General features: G+C 39.0%; 13 protein-coding genes and 1 pseudogene. 11 read left to right on the top strand and 3 right to left on the bottom strand.

The genetic code is table 11. The annotated features are described in order from the left end of the window. Nucleotides 1-355 precede the first annotated feature (355 nt). On the bottom strand, nucleotides 356-1,054 hold the full coding sequence (locus G574_RS0100895; protein WP_029690542.1) for a GntR family transcriptional regulator: 699 nt from the start codon (nucleotides 1,052-1,054) through the stop codon (nucleotides 356-358). A 265-nt stretch (nucleotides 1,055-1,319) separates the two neighbouring features. Here G574_RS0100895 and guaA point away from each other — a divergent pair, with 265 nt between their 5' ends. The 11 genes and pseudogenes from guaA (at nucleotide 1,320) to G574_RS0100835 (ending at nucleotide 14,429) form a co-directional block, all read left to right on the top strand. Beyond that, nucleotides 1,320-2,882 (top strand): glutamine-hydrolyzing GMP synthase, encoded by a 1,563-nt coding sequence (gene guaA / locus G574_RS0100890; RefSeq protein ID WP_029690541.1) that lies wholly within the window; start codon nucleotides 1,320-1,322, stop codon nucleotides 2,880-2,882. 224 nt (nucleotides 2,883-3,106) lie between these two features. After that, nucleotides 3,107-5,119, top strand: coding sequence for a DNA methyltransferase (locus G574_RS0100885; protein ID WP_029690540.1), 2,013 nt, complete (start codon nucleotides 3,107-3,109; stop codon nucleotides 5,117-5,119). A gap of 1 nt (nucleotide 5,120) precedes the next feature. Then, nucleotides 5,121-7,907, top strand: a complete 2,787-nt coding sequence (locus G574_RS0100880; RefSeq protein ID WP_029690539.1) for a DEAD/DEAH box helicase family protein — start codon at nucleotides 5,121-5,123, stop codon at nucleotides 7,905-7,907. 1 nt (nucleotide 7,908) lies between these two features. Next, nucleotides 7,909-8,169, top strand: a complete 261-nt coding sequence (locus G574_RS11465; protein ID WP_029690538.1) for a hypothetical protein — start codon at nucleotides 7,909-7,911, stop codon at nucleotides 8,167-8,169. After that, complete coding sequence (locus G574_RS10650) at nucleotides 8,170-8,685, top strand: hypothetical protein (protein WP_037590514.1); 516 nt, start codon at nucleotides 8,170-8,172, stop codon at nucleotides 8,683-8,685. It abuts the gene before it with no gap. A 208-nt stretch (nucleotides 8,686-8,893) separates the two neighbouring features. After that, nucleotides 8,894-9,214, top strand: a complete 321-nt coding sequence (locus G574_RS0100865) for a hypothetical protein (protein ID WP_029690537.1) — start codon at nucleotides 8,894-8,896, stop codon at nucleotides 9,212-9,214. Further along, a complete protein-coding gene (locus tag G574_RS0100860) occupies nucleotides 9,211-10,284 on the top strand; it encodes an ATP-binding protein (RefSeq protein WP_029690536.1) in 1,074 nt (357 codons plus the stop codon). The genes G574_RS0100865 and G574_RS0100860 overlap by 4 nt, the downstream gene beginning before the upstream one ends. A gap of 756 nt (nucleotides 10,285-11,040) precedes the next feature. Further along, a pseudogene (locus G574_RS10640) lies at nucleotides 11,041-11,586 on the top strand (replication protein). Between the two features lie 19 nt (nucleotides 11,587-11,605). Continuing rightward, a complete protein-coding gene (locus G574_RS0100845; protein WP_029690535.1) occupies nucleotides 11,606-11,812 on the top strand; it encodes a DUF3173 family protein in 207 nt (68 codons plus the stop codon). Nucleotide 11,813: 1 nt separating this feature from the next. After that, nucleotides 11,814-13,046, top strand: a complete 1,233-nt coding sequence (locus tag G574_RS0100840) for a tyrosine-type recombinase/integrase (RefSeq protein WP_029690534.1) — start codon at nucleotides 11,814-11,816, stop codon at nucleotides 13,044-13,046. A gap of 753 nt (nucleotides 13,047-13,799) precedes the next feature. Further along, nucleotides 13,800-14,429, top strand: a complete 630-nt coding sequence (locus tag G574_RS0100835) for a Pr6Pr family membrane protein (protein ID WP_029690533.1) — start codon at nucleotides 13,800-13,802, stop codon at nucleotides 14,427-14,429. A 647-nt stretch (nucleotides 14,430-15,076) separates the two neighbouring features. Here the strand turns inward: G574_RS0100835 and G574_RS0100830 are convergent. Both G574_RS0100830 and G574_RS0100825 read right to left on the bottom strand, forming a co-directional pair. After that, nucleotides 15,077-16,234: an Mbeg1-like protein gene (locus tag G574_RS0100830; RefSeq protein WP_029690532.1), complete on the bottom strand. Its 1,158-nt coding sequence runs from the start codon at nucleotides 16,232-16,234 to the stop codon at nucleotides 15,077-15,079. Further along, nucleotides 16,218-16,724: a GNAT family N-acetyltransferase gene (locus G574_RS0100825; RefSeq protein WP_051130508.1), complete on the bottom strand. Its 507-nt coding sequence runs from the start codon at nucleotides 16,722-16,724 to the stop codon at nucleotides 16,218-16,220. The genes G574_RS0100830 and G574_RS0100825 overlap by 17 nt, the downstream gene beginning before the upstream one ends. Nucleotides 16,725-17,858 lie beyond the last annotated feature (1,134 nt).

Raw genomic sequence — 17,858 nt, 5'->3', positions numbered from 1 at the left:
TACCAAAAATCTCAGCGTTAATAAATAAGAAAATCCATCTCTAAAGTGAGAAAACAACTACCGAATAGCAACCATTGATCGCTAAAGATAACAGAACGTTAAAGTTCTTAAGGTGTATTCTGTACGAGATCATAAACAAGTGCCTATAGCTTCTGAACTAAAGCAAAACGAGGAGACTCTTCCCTTTACCACTTACCGCGATACAATAGGTAAAGATTTTCTTTTGTAACATGAACATGAGACTTGCCAACAAAGGGCCTTGATAGAACCTTGCCATTTTCCCTAGAATAGGCTTCCATAGACCGGAAGTGCTGCTCTCACGATATTAGTCACAATAATATGAACGAATGCGGCTTTAGTTGTTTTCTAAGTAGAACTCAAAGCGCTCACCGACATATTGACTGCGAACATACTCAAAAGGACGCCCATCTGTCAAAAAAGAAACTTGCGTCAAAGCCAAAATGGCCGCCGAGGCTGGCATTTCCAAATAAGCAGCCACTTGCGAATCGGGTATGGTCGCTGAGATAGTTTGCTGGCTTTTTCCAATTTCATAGCCGTGATTGGTTAAGGTTTGAAAAAAATGTTCTGTAATTTCTGTTTGATCAAAGTCTTTCACCAAGCGTTCTGGGACACTGGTTACTTCAAACAGTACAGGAACCTTATCAGCATAACGAATCCTCTCCATTCGGATAATATAAGAATGAGGCTTCACATTGAGATGACGAACTTCTTGTTCATTGGGGTGACTGCGTTCATAAGAAATCAGCTTAGTTGATGGGATTTTCCCTTGTGACTTGATGATCTCGGTAAAACTAGTGGTCCCGCGCATCTTTTCTTGAACCCTACTACTAGCCACAAATGTGCCACTGCCGACTTTACGTTCCAAAATCCCTTCGTCAACCAAAAGGCTAACAGCCTGTCTAAGCGTCATACGACTAACAGCGAAATGATCTGCCAGATCACGCTCACTAGGTAGACGTTGGCCAATCTTCCAATACCCTTCGTCAATACTTTTTTTGATGCTATCATGAATTTTTATATAGGCTGGGGTCATCAAACCGCTCCTTAAATTGCTTTTTTACATTCCCCTATCAGATCTTTTTCAAAAACGCTTCCAACATAAGAGTATCAGCTATATCATTTATAGGAAAACATCTATACCAATAGTGTAACACAAAAAGGTTAAAAGAATACATCTCATCAGATTACCGCTCTCAATCTTCCTAAAAGATTTTTGACAGAAACCTAATGCTAATTATACAGATTTATGCTAGAATAAGTTAACTATTGTCCGTGTGACGTAAAATAGAAAGGTAATCATGACTGACATTTCATTACTGAAAGATGTTGAAAAGATTATTGTTTTAGACTATGGTAGCCAGTACAATCAATTGATTGCAAGACGCATCCGTGAATTCGGTGTCTTTTCTGAGTTGAAGAGTCATAAAATCACAGCTGAAGAAGTTCGCGAAATCAATCCTATTGGTATCGTGCTTTCAGGCGGTCCTAATTCCGTCTATGCCGATAATGCCTTTGATATTGATGAGGAAATTTTCCAGCTTGGAATTCCAATTCTCGGTATTTGTTACGGAATGCAACTCATTACACATAAGTTAGGTGGTAAGGTCGTTCCTGCTGGTGATGCTGGAAATCGTGAATACGGGCAATCTTATCTTCGTTTGAAAAAACAATCCAAACTTTTTGCTAACACTCCAGAGCAGCAAGTTGTTTTGATGAGCCACGGTGATGCGGTTACTGAGATTCCTAAAGGTTTTGAGTTAGTCGGTGATTCCATCGATTGCCCTTATGCTGCCATGGAAAATGCTGAGCGTAACATTTACGGTATCCAATTCCACCCGGAAGTGCGTCATTCCGAATACGGAAACGATATCCTCCGCAACTTTGCTATGACAATCTGTGGTGCCAATGGCGACTGGTCAATGGATAACTTTATCGACATTGAAGTCGAAAAAATCCGTAAAACCGTTGGCGATCGCAAAGTCCTCTTAGGTCTTTCAGGTGGAGTAGATTCATCTGTTGTCGGTGTTCTCCTCCAAAAAGCTATCGGCGATCAATTGACCTGTATTTTTGTTGACCATGGATTGCTTCGTAAAAACGAAGGAGATCAAGTTATGGAGATGCTTGGTGGTAAATTTGGCCTCAACATTATCCGTGTTGATGCCTCTAAACGTTTCCTGAATCTCCTCTCAGGTGTTGAAGATCCAGAGAAGAAACGTAAAATCATTGGTAACGAATTTGTTTACGTCTTTGATGATGAAGCAAGTAAGCTAAAAGGTGTTGATTTCCTAGCTCAAGGAACGCTTTATACCGATATCATTGAATCTGGTACTGAGACAGCCCAAACCATCAAATCACACCACAACGTTGGTGGACTTCCAGAGGATATGCAATTTCAATTGATTGAACCTCTCAATACCCTATTTAAGGATGAAGTTCGTGCACTTGGATCAGCTCTTGGTATGCCAGATGAAGTCGTTTGGCGTCAGCCATTCCCAGGACCTGGACTTGCGATTCGTGTCATGGGAGCTATTACCGAAGAAAAACTAGAAACCGTCCGTGAATCAGATGCCATTCTCCGTGAAGAAATCTCCAAAGCTGGCCTAGATCGTGACGTTTGGCAATATTTCACTGTCAATACTGGCGTTCGTTCCGTCGGTGTTATGGGAGATGGTCGTACCTATGACTACACCATTGCTATCCGCGCTATCACTTCTATTGATGGAATGACTGCTGACTTTGCCCAACTACCGTGGGATGTCCTCAAAAAAATCTCAACTCGTATTGTTAATGAGGTTGCCCACGTCAACCGTATCGTCTATGACATCACAAGTAAACCACCTGCAACTGTTGAGTGGGAATAAAGAAGTGACACTTTATAACACCAGAAACGTTGATTTTACTGCATTTAGCTAAAACTCAGATGACGTTCGGAGACACAAAATGATTTGAATTGTCTCCAAAACTGTCGCCAAAGAATCCTCTCACTGAATGGTTGTCGGTGAGAGGATTCTTTGGGTTCTTGCTAACTCGTGTAAGGCATCCAATGCTATAATTTAAGAGATAAACTATTAAGGAGATGAGCAAAATGTCAAAAATTGAACCGAAAATTTTTGACGAGTTGAAAACGGCTTTGGTATCTTTTGGCGATAAATATTTTATCGGAGAAGAATTGAACCGTTCCAAACTCACTGATGATTTACGAAATTATGATGAAGCACTTTTGAGCAAATTGTTTGAAGTGGATTTCATCATGCAACATTTCATCAAGGAAGTGGCGGGGCAAAAGCTCTTTCAGATTGAACAACTTGAAGAAGCCGTTCTCTATAACGATTACTGGGACACAAGCTACACCAAATATGAAAATCGTGTTGGCTTGGCTTCAAAAGGAAAATTCTTACAAGACAGCCAAGATGTTGTCTTAGATTTTCCGTTCAAAGATTGTGTGCTTACTGCTTCCATGACCAAGGAGAATAACGAAGAAGGCTACGATGATGCCTTCTTGAATGAGGTTATCGAGAAAGACGAGATTGACCGCCTATTTGATAGGAAAGTGTTTGTAAATGTAAAACGCTTTGGCGATAATCAGGCGGACAGCGTAGATAAAGGGATTGTTTCTTTTGATAAGGAGAAAGACAATCTGATTATCAAAGGAAATAATCTGTTGGCGTTGCATACGCTCTCCAATCATTATGCCGGAAAAGTGAAGAGTATATTTATAGATCCACCCTATAATACTGGAAATGACGGTTTTGGATATAATGACAGTTTTAAGCATTCTAGTTGGCTCACGTTTATGAAAAATAGACTTGAGATTGCAAGAGAATTACTAAGCAATCAAGGTAGTATAACAATCGCTATTGATTACAATGAGTTGGGGTATCTATTAACACTCGCAGACTCAATCTTTGGGAAGGAAAATCTTCAAAATATCATAACAGTCCGTCGAGCTAGTGCTTCGGGTGCAAAAGTTATAAATCCTGGAGTTGTAACTATCTCTGACTACCTAGTCGTATATTCAAAAAACAAATCTCAATGGAAGCCTAACAAAGTGTTTGCAGCTAAAGATAGGGATAATCGTTATAATCAATTCATCAAAAATGTAAGTAGCCATTACGAATCATGGGAGTTCATGCCTTTGCTTGAAGCTTTTGCAGAAAGTCAGGGAATTAAGAAAAGTCAGTTAAAAAAAGAACTTGGCGAGGCATTTGATAGAAAACTAGATGAATTTGCTTACGAAAATGCTGATTCTGTTTTTCAATGGGTATCATTGGATGAGGGACAGATAAGTCAAGAAGCTCGTGCTTTGAAACACTTATCGAAAGATAATCCAGATAAGATGTATTACATGGAACGTCCAGGATATAATGATTACTACATGAAAAACGGAAAAGCGATGTTATTCATGAGAGAGCGACTAATTGATGTTGATGGAAAATTAGCGTTCGGGACTGCCATTACAGATATTTGGGATGACGTATTACCTAACGACTTACACAATGAAGGTGGAGTATCGTTTAAGAAAGGGAAAAAGCCCGAAAAACTTGTACGTCGTATTTTGGAATTAACAAGTAATGAGAATGATTTAGTCATGGACTTTTTTGCTGGCTCTGGTACTACTGGAGCAGTTGCGCATAAAATTAATCGGCAGTGGATTCTTGTAGAGCAAATGGACTACATTGAGGATGTGCTAAAGACGAGACTCCTTAATACCACAAACGGGGACCGAACTGCAGGAATCTCCAAGGATGTCGCCTGGCAAGGTGGCGGTTCGTTTGTTTATGCTGAACTATTTCCTAAGAATATGGGTTACTTGCAAGACGTTATCCACGCCAAAGACCTTGATGAATTGAAGTCAGTCTACGACCGTATGCTTGCTGGAACAGATACGACCGAACCTGCCGATATTTCGTTCCGTGCTGATTTATCCAAAATTGATTGGTTACAGGGGTTTGACGAAAATAAACGCCTACTTGTGAAACTCCTTGATAAAAACGGGCTTTACTACAACTTCTCAGAAATTGACGATAAGAACGTCCGTGACTTAATCTCTGATGAAGACTATACCTTCAACAAGAATTTCTATGTAGGTGGTGACTAGGATGGCAAAAGCAAAGAAAGCACTCGCAAACGCTCGTCAATTTCCCCTTGTGGATCAGGCTGAACGAGCAGAAAATGACATGTTCAGTCAGCACCTAGGTTATATCATTCCTGAGTATATCAACGCAAACTTAATTCATACTTTGCGTACTTATCAGGATAAAGCCATCCGAAACTATCACTATACCCAAACACAGATTAAGCCAAACCCTCAACATGTGCTTTTTAACATGGCGACAGGTTCAGGGAAAACCGACTTGATGGCAGGGCTTATCCTCTACCTTTATCAAGAGCATGGCTATCGCAACTTCTTGTTTACTGTCAATACCAACTCAGTTTTGATGAAAACAAAGGACAACTTGGTCAACGAAAATAGTGAAAAATACCTGTTCCAAGACAAAATTGAAATCGACGGCAAGCATATTTTCATTAAGCAAGTCGAACGTTTCCCACGAATTCAACAAGACAACACCATTTACATTAAGCTATCTTCGGTTCAAAAAGTATCGGATGACCTGTTTGTCTTGAAAGAAAATACTATGGGGCTTTCAGACTATGAAAACCAACCTGTTGCAGTCTTAGCGGATGAAGCACACCATTATTCCGCAAGCACCAAATCAGAGAAGGAAGCTGAAAATACTTGGGAATCAGCCATTAACAAAATCTTGCGTGCCCGTGATGATAAGGAACAAAAGAATCTCCTCCTTGAATTTACGGCAACAGTCGATTTTGATAAAGAAGTCATCTATAACAAGTATCGGGATAAGGTGGTCTACCGCTATCCGTTGAATAAATTCATGTTTGATGGCTATTCCAAACAGGTTAAGCGAATTGAAACGTCCGCAAGCGACCAAGATAAAATGCTAAACGCGGTCTTGCTTTCGCAGTTTAGAAAATACCGTGCTTATGCCGAGGGTGTCACAGGATCATTTAAGCCCGTGATTATGTTTAAGTCCGCAAAAGTTGCGGTATCACTGGAAGCCAACAAGGTCTTTAATGAGCTGATTCAAAATCTCAACGTTACGGATTTGCTCGCATTTATCAAGCGCCAACAAGTCCTAGATAGCAACGACAGCTCAGCTTTGGAATTGGCTTACAACTACTATCTCAAAAATGAAGATGACCTTGCAAAAATCGTCCGTGATATTAAGCAAGACTTTGACCCGAGAAACGTGTTAAATGCTAATGACACAAGCGGAAATATGCTTGAAAAGGGGCAGTATGAGGCACTCAACACGCTCGAAAGCCCAAACAACCTCTATCGTGTGGTTTTTGCGGTCGCAAAGCTGACAGAGGGATGGGATGTTCTCAATCTCTATGATATTGTTCGTATTGAACAGGAAGCTGCGACAAACAAAAATGCCACAATGGTTGAAGCGCAACTCATTGGGCGTGGTGCAAGATACAATCCGTTTGAACTAGATGGCGAAAAAAGCTATCGACGTAGATTTGATAACGACACTTCAAACAAGCAACTATTCTTGGAAACATTGCACTACCACACGATGAATGAACCACAATATCTGAAACAGCTTGTAGGCTCATTGAAGCAAATGGACTTGCCAACGGGGCAGGACAAGAAAAATCCACTGATTGAAATCAAGCTCAATCCTGCTTTCAAGAAAACTGATGCCTATAGGACGGGAAAAATCTACTACAACGAAGCTGAGGACGTGGCGGATGACTGGTTTGACTCCATTCAGAAATACGGAATCACACACAAGACCGATATTCAAAGAAGTTTGAATTATGGTACTCGTGAGGTGTCATATCAAGCAACAGTCGCATTGACTGAGACAAAACAAGTCCATGTTGATAGGTTTGATGACCGCTATATTAAGAAAGCCATTCACCGCCTTGAGTTTTATCAATTTGACAACTTGAAAAAGTATCTGCCATTGCTTGAATCCATGAAAGAGTTCATCTATGGGGAAAATTGGCTCAACGCAAGCAAGTTGAAACTTTTCCTGACCGTTCCAAAAGAATACAAGTCAACTGATATTACAACGGATGAGATTTTGAAAGTTACCATTGACCTCTTGAAAGAGTACGAAGTCAAATTCAAGTCAGGATACGTCAAGAAACGTGGTACAAACAAATTTGTTGGTTATCCAATTAGCGAGTATCTGACCAACTATAATAAGCGAGTACCTGAGTACGACACGGTAAACCTCTTGAATGAAACCGCTCAAAAAGTTGCAGTTTACGATATAGCTGAGGACTTCTATGTCTATGACCGTGCTATCGTCAACAAGTTGGAATTTGACCTCATCACACGTATTCAAGCTCATGTGAATGAGCTAAAAGCCAAATATAACAAGGCAGTTTACTTGTTCCGCATGGACGAGAATATGCACCGTGAGTCAGCTAAGAACGAAAAGCTCAAGCTCCATCAATATGGCTCACGGATCAATCGAGCTGGCGAAATTGTAGATATGCACTTGCAAGGCTTCCAACCCGACTTCATCTTGTTCCTTGAAGATAGTGACTTTTACTTCCAAATATTCATTGAACCAAAAGGCATGAGTGGCGATAGATTCGTCAGCGAGCTATGGAAGCAGGACTTGTTGCTCTATATGACCGACCATCAAGCAGAGATGGAATTTGAAGATGGTGTCGATAACGTCAAGATTAGCGGTCTGAAATTCTTTACCGCAAAAGACGGACAAAACACTATCCCTGAATTGATGGCAATGTCTGGCGTGACCTATCAGAAACCTAATGAACAGATAGATTTATTGATGGTAGCTGCCCCTTCTACTGATGTAATAATCGAGGAGGATGAGTGAAATGCCAAAGAAAAGTGTGAATTCACGACCATATCTCAAAACTTGTGAGTTGATTTATCAATTGGCTTCACAAAGAATTGGCGAAAAATATCGTAAATGGGAAGCAGATAACCCAAAATATAATATCCAATCTCAGTTTTTTCCCGAGGACCGCAAGTTAATTGGTAGAGTACTAAACTGCATAAGGACAAAAAACAATCCGTACCTGAGTACTCCAAAAATTCAGGAAGCAATCATAGAAATCTCGATTTTACAGACGTAAATGAACCTTATTGGGGGGGAAGATATTTCCGAGTATTTTCAACATTTTTTTACGATATTACTACTAGAAATTCAAGAATACAAAGATTACACCAAATTTTGGATGGGAATTCCGCTTTCTACTGAGTCCGAGGTAAGCAAGTTTTATTTAGAAAATCAGGTTCCTATTTTAGAAATCGATGAATCATATAACCAAGAATCTGAGGCATTGATTGACCAATTTATCAACTTCACTTTTAACAAAATTAGTTATTTCGAGTTTGAATCTGCCGAAAGACTTGGGTATTATCGTGAGGATGAGTTAGTATATAGAATGAAGAGAAAGCCTAATAAACCTAAAAATGATGAAGAGGTTGATGAGACAAAGGTGGATAAAAAGGCTAAAGAGTACAAAAATGAAATACTAACTTTTATCGAATTACCAAAGAAATTAGATGTTTTTGTTGAGAAAGTTTTTGTTCCATTCATTAGCTCAATTTGTCTAGATAAGCGATTAGAATCACATATCAAACGCTAAAAGTATAGACTCTCACTATAAAGGTGGGGGGTCTTTTTTGCGGAAACATTTTTTTACCACCCCACCCTTACACTTTGTGAGTACTTTAATATCCTTATCAAGAACAGCAAATCTTGATGGTAGGCGGTCAGGTTGGTTGCAAACAATTCTGGCTTACTTGGGTGACTAGTTGCTGATAGTCCACCTCTATCAAGGAGGAAAAAATCAAATGAAAAGAAAGAATTTGAATACAGCAAACGCATATAGTGGCGCAACATCTGCGTTATACATTGACGAAAACAAATCAATTATCAACGTTTCGTCTGAAATCGAAAAACAATACAACTGGATTGATGGTAAGCGTACTGATGAAGTTGTTGGTTACAGAGCATACTTTGTCCAAGAAGGCGTTAACCCCTTCGTAGTGAAGTTTGAAAAAGAACCTACACTTCCACCGTTTCTCTCAGAAGTCAAATTGGATAATCTCGAAGCAATTGAAATCCGCTCCAACGTGTACTTCCGAGCAACAGGGGTAAGAGTGGTTAAATGATAAAACAGTCAGAGCTTACAAAATACCTGCTCCAAGCTCTGAACATGACATTGCAGATAGTAGGCGAGACATCCTACACCAATTCATTTGATGTAATGGTATCAGATGAAGGAATTTTCTTCATCCCTCGCCTCCCTGCAAGTTATGTTGTGGATGACGAGATGTATCAAAAAATATTCCAAATTGCTAATGCTGCCTTATATCCAAAATACACATTATTGAAGCAGACAGGAACTTACTTTGTTCCGCTTGAAACGGATGACATCCACATCATGAGAGCTTTGTTCTTCCCTTGGAAAAAAGGTATTTCTCAAAGGTTGTTTGTTGCAGATATTGAAAGATTTGCGAAAGAATTGCCCTTAAATCAAGTGCCTATAATGGAAAATTTCACGATAAATTTGAATAAAGTTACAAGTATGGCAATTGCAGAGAACTCTGGTTCTGGGAAATCGTACATGCTTACTTACTTGCTTTTCGTTTTGAAGCAAAGCTCGCACCTTGTAATCATTGACCCGAAATTTGATTTGCCTAGTAGGTGGGGACGAGATAATGGGGTTAGCGTGATATTTCCAAGTGAAAACCGCAGTAAGTCTGATTTTATTTCGGCAGTGAATGAAGAACTTAGTCAATGTGTTGAGTTAATTCTGAAACGGCAACAAGTTCTGTATCACAATCCTAAAGCCGATTTTGAACATTACACGATTTTGATAGATGAACTTCTAGCTTTAAGTGACGGGGTGGCTAAACCAATTAAAGAAGCATTTTTCAGCTTACTTTCTCAGATTTCTCTTTTGGGCAGGGCGACTAAGTGTCATCTGCTTCTTGTAAGCCAACGCTTTGATAATAATGCACTCCCAATTTCTGTTCGGAAACAGTTAAACGTCCTCGTACAAGTTGGAAATATCAATTCAAAGACAGCGCAATTCTTGTTTCCTGATTTAGACCTGACAGGAATTGTCATCCCCCAAAGAATCGGAACAGGCTTGATACAGGTAATAGATTCGGAGCATCCCTTTCAAATTGTGCCACTCCTGACACCAACATTTTTTGACAAGGAAGGAAATTATTAAAATGAAGAAGTCATTTTTTCTCAAAACATTCAAAATAAACGGCTACTTGCTGACGTTACTTGCAATGTTGGCAGTAGTTAATCTCCCGATAAAGTTTATCGTGAGCTACTTGAAGTCCGAACCAAACCCGTCGCTAATTCAATACACCCAATTTCTGTATGAGTGGTTGTCGATAGCTCTAAAATGGCTATATGGGGCAACGGCAATCACAGCATTGATACTGTTTCTACTTCTTCTAGCTGAGCTTATTTCAAGACTGACAAGAGATTCATTAATTAACTGGGGAAAGTCAATTTGACTGACTTATCGGCTTAGGAAGTTCTTACTGAGAAAAGTGCAATTTGATGATGAAAGTGATTCAACGGTCGCAATGCATAATAAGTCCATCAGAAGGGCAATCATAGACATTCGGGAAGACACCGTTGTATTTTTGATGAAGTTACCAAATGATTATCAGGCATAGAAATCGGTAATTGATACGAGGGATATTCTTCGGGAAGAAATATCAAATCGTTTCCCATACTATGTGTTCTCGAATTTTGACCGTTTCAAGAATTGGCTACAACTTGAGGGAACAAACTTTCACTAAAGGAATAGCGGAGCTCTTGCTTGCCTCTGGCAAGAGGAAAGAAACTCTGCTATAAAAAAAGACGATTATCCCACGGGGTTACTACGACCCCCGTGGGATCAATAATCAATAATTACAGGGAGGTAACTATGGGTAAAAAAGAAGCACGTAGCAATACATGAACGTTCATTGCATACGAAGAAAGTGCCCCCAAAAATCTCAAGTTAGCTTTGAAAGCATTGAAAGTTCCCTTTGAAGCCAGTCCGCTTCATGATAAAGATGTTAATATGGAAACGGGAGAGTTCAAAAAGCCACATTGGCATAGTGTGCTATATTTTGATTCCATTAAAAGCTACTCTCAGCTTTCGGAGTTAGTGAGTGAAAAGCTAAATGCTCCAAGTCACGTTGAAGTTGTGATGTCTTCAAAAGATCTTTACGACTATTTCATCCATGCTGAAAATCCCGAAAAAACTTTATATTCAAAAGATGATATTCAAAGCGGGTGTAGATTTGACCTAGATAAGTTTTTAAGCGAACAAGATGACAGCTAACTCTGGAATGAAGCGATTGATGTAGTTGAACAAAATAATTTCACTGAGTTTGAAGAGCTTGTGACGTATGCAAGAAAAAATAAATCATTACTTCTAAAATTGATAGTCAATAAAACTTATTTTTTTGCAAAACTTTTGGACTCACAACGATACAAGCAAGATGAGATGACAAGAAAAAGTTAAGTTAGAAAGAAGGATGATGATGTGTAAGACTTTAGTGGATAGGGAAATGCTTGTCAGGGCAGGATTTGGCCCTTATACTGCTTCCTCTATCCTTAGACAAGCCAAGCGTTTTATGGTACAACAAGGGTATGAGTTTTATGCGGGACGACGGGTTTCAGTTGCTCCCTTGCAGGCAGTAAAATCCGTTATCGGTGACGTGGAGTTATCCGAAAAAGAGGATAAATAATTTGCCAAAAACTAGCTACCAAGATGTCTATCAAGACAACAAAGGGCAATTCTATTATGAGGTAAGTTTAGGTACGGACAAAATCACAGGAAAACGTATCAAACGCAAAGGTCGCAAGTCACAGTCAGGAAAGAAATTTGAGTCAGCCAAGGAAGCCTATACCGAAGCCATTCGGGTTAAAAATAATTTTCTACAAACTCAAGGCTATTCAGATTATGGCATGACCTTTGAACAATTCATGAATAATGACTACATTCCGCACTACAAAACGGAAGTGACAGGGGACACATTTGAATCACGGAATCCAACTTTGAAAATCTTGCTTGCACGCTTTGGGAAGAAACTACTACAGAAGATTACCCTGCATGATGTGCAGTTTTTCAGGACTTGGCTTTTGGATAAAAATGGTGGGGCTTATGCCCAATCCTACACTTCCATGGTCTTCGGGATGTTGAAGAAAATAGTTGAATTTGCCGTTACCCTAAATTATCTTGATAAGAATATCGCCCAACAAGTAAAGTTCATCCCTAAAGGTAAAACGGATGTGGCTTACTGGACGAAAGATGAATTTGAAAAAGTTCTGTCAAAAATCTATGTTGAGGATTTCTATGAGCACTTGTGCTTCGTCATGTTGTGGGTTTACTACATGACGGGCATTAGAGTAAACGAGGGTACAGCCCTTTGGTGGAATGACGTTGATTTTGACAAGAAACAGCTTAGGGTTCATCACATGCTTATCACGAAAAGCAGAAAAAACTACAAGCGGAAGAATCATAACAAAACAGTATATGGAAAAAGCGTCCTGACCTTGGATGATGATACACTTGAAGTTTTGAGAGTCTGGAAGGAACACCAAGCACAGTATGGAGACATGGATTTCATTTTCTCATATGATGGTTTACCTATGATTAAGTCAACCATCGGTAGAATCATTGCACGCTATGCCAAGTTGGCGGGTGTTCCCGTGATTCAAGCCAAAGGGCTAAGACATAGTCATGTTAGCTTTCTAATTAATGAAATCAATGCTTCTGTCTTGATTGTTTACAAACGACTCGAGCACAGCTCGCCAGAAATCACGCTCAAGCATTACGCTCATTTATGGCGAGGGATTGATGATGGTGTCGCCGAATCTATGGCAGGTGTTATCACAATAACAACCACACCAAGTAAGCAGTTCACTTTCACTGGTAATCAAGCCGTGAAACAATTGTCGCCAGAACTGTCTCCAAAATAGCGGAGACACCTCACAAACGCAATAACAACGGGCTTTTAGAAGCTAAACCTATACTCATTGAGTGGGAATAATAGATATAGAAGACTTAAACCAAGAAGCATTGATTTGACAATATCTTGATTACCAGAAATATTTTTTAAATGAATTAAATCATTTAAAAGTCCCCAAAGAAGCTCTGAAAAGGGCTTCTTTTTTAGCTTATTCATCATTTCAAAATTTTAAGACTAGCAACTGCTATGAGCTCTGTATTTTTGAGCTATGCTGTTTTGAATGGCTCCAAAACTTGGGACATGAAAAAAGACGGATTGCGAAAATTTCCGTCTGATATTTATAGTTAAAATTGATTTAAGCGATGATAAATTTTTCTGCCTTATCATCTGTCAGAGCTCTACCTAATCGATTTATTTCAGAAACCATCGCTCTTATATCATACTTTGGCATATCTTCAGAGGAAACAGTAAAGCAACCATCTGTTACAGCATGACTTTTCAAAAATCTCGTATTAATAAAACCATCTCGTAAGGGAATACATACTCTAAAACTTCTTTAATCGACAGATCGTCTTTCATAGATATGCGATACTAAGATCTATAGCAAATATACCTTTGAAAGCTTCCACTTTTTTTAAGTTTTAAGAAAGATACAAGCACTATTATTGGATCTTTTTCTGAAAACCTGTTGATTTATGCAAAGATTTCCTTGAAATTTTCGTTAAAAGACAGTAAACTAGTGCTGAATATGGAAAGGAATCTCATGTCTAAAATACGCTTCTATCGTCTTTTACTAGCCCTTCTAGGTCTCCTTGGTATTTCTCTACAAATTTACCAAGATGGTTGGGGAATGCTGCTTTACTATACCGTACTATCCAATATTTTGGTGATTAGTTTCCTTTTTTATCTTGTCTATAAAGAAGGAAAAAGTGGGCCAATTATTGATAAACAGACCCTACGTGCCAAGGCTGCAGTCACCATGGCTATTACCATTACTTTTATGGTTTACCATTTTATGTTGGCTCCTCTGGTAGAGGATCCTAAAGAATTTTGGAACCTGCGAAATTTCTTAGTGCATTATATTGTCCCCGTTGGCTTTATTATTGATACGTTAGTTCTGGATCGTACAAAAATGTATCGCTGGTTTGATCCCATTTGGTGGACAGCCGCTCCACTTCTTTATTTTATTTTTGCATTGTTCAACGGTCTTGTCTTGAAACTTCCCATTCCGGGAGCAGAAGATAGTCCGTTCGCTTATTTCTTCATTAATGTCACTAAGTATGGGTGGATGCAAGTGGGACAAAATACGCTAGTGATTTTGATAACCTATATTTTTGCAGGCTGTATGCTTTTGAGTATTAAAACACTCCTTGGACAACGTCAATCACTATAATGAGCCGTAAAAATCAAGAATAACATTGGCAGTAACTCCACCGATTAAGCCCAAACTTAGTGACTCTCATTCACATTTTCAAAATGTGTTTCTATAACGCATAATCCCCTATGATCATGTAACTTGAGGCCGGACAAATTTTTGCCCAGCCTCTTTATTTTTTGACTCTCCTAAAATCCTAAACTCAAGTCCGAGATCTACTATTCTGCTAGAAAAAACACATTGACGCAGCGATTGATGGTTAAAAAAATCATAAATCTTGTTAAGTCGGAAATCAGTATTGCATTGCAAGCGTCATTACTTACCACATTACGCTCTCGATCATACCTATACGACGTTTGCTCTCGCTCTATGTCTTAAACCCATCGATTCCCAGACTATCTTGACACGAACGCTGTTCCTCTCATCGCCAAACTCCCAACAATCTATCTCATACTGATAGAGCGACACAGGATAAGGCTTAAAAAATAAGAAAACTAAGCTATCCAGGGACAGATCGTCTTGACATCAACTTTGGTTCTCTTATTTCGACCTTAAGCCTGCCTAACAGACTAATCTAGTGTGTCACAGGAATAAAGACTTTTTGAAGAACTTTTTTTATCTCGTTGGCATCCTTACTCACGCCAATATAAAAAGCCCTTTTTCGATTATTTCTGACGATTGAAAAATTCCGGCAATCTAAGCAACTCTTTGTCTGCTTTCACTTTAGGAAGTTTACTTGATCGGTATGCAAGAATAAATAGGTTGAAAGCTTTGACAAATAAGCGCCTTTGCTGAGGAGTTAGCTGCCGATACACTTCTAAATGTTTTCGCAATTCTAAAGGGTGTTTCCCTGAGAGATCATCTAAACTAGAGACGCCCTCTTCAATGAGTAAATCAAATAGCAAATCAAATAGATGCTTTAACTCGTAATGAGACAATCTTTGGTTCCAAATGGCAAATGTTTTTTCTAACTTCTGACTCATAGGTGACAGTTGTTCCAAACCCAAGAAACTGTCTGTCTCTCTGTCAACACCCCAATTGAGCAGTAAATGCTGAGCCATCCCCTTCTCTTTGGAAGCTACTATCAAAGAAATTTTATCTGATGTGAGCATGACACCGACGACAGATTCATGAGGTTTGATAGAGACAATTTTACCAGACACTCGACGATAACCCGACGATTCCAAAAACATTTTCCTGAAACCTGGTGCATCTAGCATGTAAATCAATGACAAGCGATTCTGCATGTCTTCACTCACATTTGCCGCAGCATATACTGCCAAGTTGCCTCCCTTAGAATGTCCCGACACTATGACTTCACCTGATAAAGTTGGTAGGATGGTTCTCAGGTAAACAACAGCTGCCCTTTGGGCTGGAATCTCACGCATATAAGTGAGTTTAAAATCTTCCTTCCAACCAATCAAACTATCGTCAGTGCCGCGAAAAACAATCTGATGCGTCTTTAACTCTGGGATAGAGAAAACCACAGCCGCAAACTGTCGTTCAAATTCTGTATTGACATCGTTAATATAATGACTAATGGTCACATGACGGTAACGTTTTGCTCTTAAAAAAGCTTCAAAAAGTGCAATCCGTTCCTTGGTATTCAAAAAAGTAAACTGTATAGCCTGCTTTGACTCGTGAAAAAGAGGCGCTAAGTCGTGAATGCAAATTTCATCTTGCTTCCTCCAGTCGTTTGGTAGATGTTCAATCAGTTGGAGATAGCCTAATTCGTTAAAAAGAGCAAAATCCAATAGGGTTAAGGGCTTGTCATCAAATGTGATCTGCCCATTTGCTAAAACATAATCAATCAAGGTCTCCATCGTTTAATCCGATACCTCCTGGAAAACCAATGATCGTTTCCATATGCATCTCTTGTGGTCTCATCCCCATTCGCTCATAAAAACGAACCGCACCCTCGTTAGCGTTCCATACGTTTAATGTCAGATGGTAACAACCATATTCTCTAGCTTTAGCCAAGGCAAACTGATAAAGTTGCTCGCCAACACCAAGACCACGCGACTCTTGATCCACACAAAGATCATCAATAAATAGCGTTCTAATAGGCTGCAATGCTCCCCCTTTAGCTTCTCGAAGGATAAGAAATAAATGTCCGAGAACATTTCCCTGGGCATCTTCATAAACAAACACAGGTTTCTTAGGATCTTTGATCACATCAAGCAGTTCTTGAGACGTGAATTTACTCCCTTGAGCTTTAAAAATATCTGGCCTAACCTCATGGTGAACCCTTAAGATTTGACCCAAAAGTTCTTGAATTCTTGGAATATCCGCTTCATTAGCTCTTCTAATCATCTCTTTTCCTCCAAACAATGACCTTATCATATCATATTTTTAAGATTCAGAAAACCTCACAATAGACCATTTTAATCACCTCATAATCCTAGTTATCTTAGCGCATCTGCTATTTATTACACTGATCACAGTATCTGATTATTAGGTCACCTTCAATTGCCTAAACTCTTTTTTTAAAAGAGCAATATCCTCTCTCCTTATATCAAGTGATAAGGCCATTTCATAACCTAGAAAGCAACCGATCCATTCTTCGACTTAATTAAGCTGTTCAATTGTCAAACTGTTTTTAAGACATTTCTAAAGTATACGAGCAAGAATCAATACCATTTAACGGTCTTAGTCAAGTGCCAATTTAAACATCATTAATACTCTTATCAAGGGCAAGATGTGAATCACATTGGGTTGATGCAAGATAAAAGTCTTACGACACAGATGCAAATAGTATTGAACACCTAGAAAAAGGCACTTGTTCTATCTTCTCACCAGATCACTATAATTCTCCACAGTTAACAGAAAGTCAAAAAAAAAGAGGTCGGAATATTCCAACCCCTTCGTCTCAGTGGAGAATTGAGACTAGAGAGAAATAGTAAGACATGAGACTCTAATTTTAGAGTTAAGAGTTCCTAAATGTTTTAGTAGAGAGAGAGTATTTAGGGGAGATTTTGAGAGAGAAATGTCTCATGTCCTTATGTATTAAGTATACTACATGCCCTCAAAAAGAGAATAGACAAATCACGAAATGTCTTTTTTTAGTCATTAAATGCAAAAAAGAGCATAAAATAACAGTTGTACACAGATCACTAAAATTAATAGTTCCTCCCCGATCAAGATAACCTTACTCGAAGCATCTAGTCTGAAGAGCAACATTTTTTGAAGCTTGCGAAGCTCCTCTGTCTCCAAATTGTTTGCCTAAAACGGTATGCCAAGCCTGTTTAGTGTAAAATCTTCCAATTTGTTATCTCACCCTCGAACAAGTCCTCAGCATATAAGAGAGCGGAAAGGATTGATCATAACACACTAAAGAATTAACATTTTAGCTTCTCTAGAAGATTTTCAAAATGAAATGATTCATAAAATAGCTTTTATCTCCGTTAGGCGAAGCTTCTTTCGATCGTCCTCTTAGTCTGGAAAGTA

The sequence above is a fragment of the Streptococcus hyovaginalis DSM 12219 genome, from assembly GCF_000420785.1.
In the GTDB taxonomy this organism is placed as follows: Bacteria; Bacillota; Bacilli; order Lactobacillales; family Streptococcaceae; genus Streptococcus; species Streptococcus hyovaginalis.
This window is presented reverse-complemented; position numbering and strand designations above follow the sequence as displayed.

What these genes read in the sequence shown, in the direction of transcription:
- G574_RS0100895 (WP_029690542.1), bottom strand. Translation starts at nt 1,054, where the DNA reads ATGACCCCAGCCTATATAAAAATTCATGATAGCATCAAAAAAAGTATT.
- G574_RS0100835 (WP_029690533.1), top strand. Translation starts at nt 13,800, where the DNA reads ATGTCTAAAATACGCTTCTATCGTCTTTTACTAGCCCTTCTAGGTCTC.
- G574_RS0100865 (WP_029690537.1), top strand. Translation starts at nt 8,894, where the DNA reads ATGAAAAGAAAGAATTTGAATACAGCAAACGCATATAGTGGCGCAACA.
- G574_RS0100880 (WP_029690539.1), top strand. Translation starts at nt 5,121, where the DNA reads ATGGCAAAAGCAAAGAAAGCACTCGCAAACGCTCGTCAATTTCCCCTT.
- G574_RS0100885 (WP_029690540.1), top strand. Translation starts at nt 3,107, where the DNA reads ATGTCAAAAATTGAACCGAAAATTTTTGACGAGTTGAAAACGGCTTTG.
- guaA (WP_029690541.1), top strand. Translation starts at nt 1,320, where the DNA reads ATGACTGACATTTCATTACTGAAAGATGTTGAAAAGATTATTGTTTTA.
- G574_RS0100860 (WP_029690536.1), top strand. Translation starts at nt 9,211, where the DNA reads ATGATAAAACAGTCAGAGCTTACAAAATACCTGCTCCAAGCTCTGAAC.
- G574_RS10650 (WP_037590514.1), top strand. Translation starts at nt 8,170, where the DNA reads ATGAACCTTATTGGGGGGGAAGATATTTCCGAGTATTTTCAACATTTT.
- G574_RS0100830 (WP_029690532.1), bottom strand. Translation starts at nt 16,234, where the DNA reads ATGGAGACCTTGATTGATTATGTTTTAGCAAATGGGCAGATCACATTT.
- G574_RS11465 (WP_029690538.1), top strand. Translation starts at nt 7,909, where the DNA reads ATGCCAAAGAAAAGTGTGAATTCACGACCATATCTCAAAACTTGTGAG.
- G574_RS0100845 (WP_029690535.1), top strand. Translation starts at nt 11,606, where the DNA reads ATGTGTAAGACTTTAGTGGATAGGGAAATGCTTGTCAGGGCAGGATTT.
- G574_RS0100825 (WP_051130508.1), bottom strand. Translation starts at nt 16,724, where the DNA reads ATGATTAGAAGAGCTAATGAAGCGGATATTCCAAGAATTCAAGAACTT.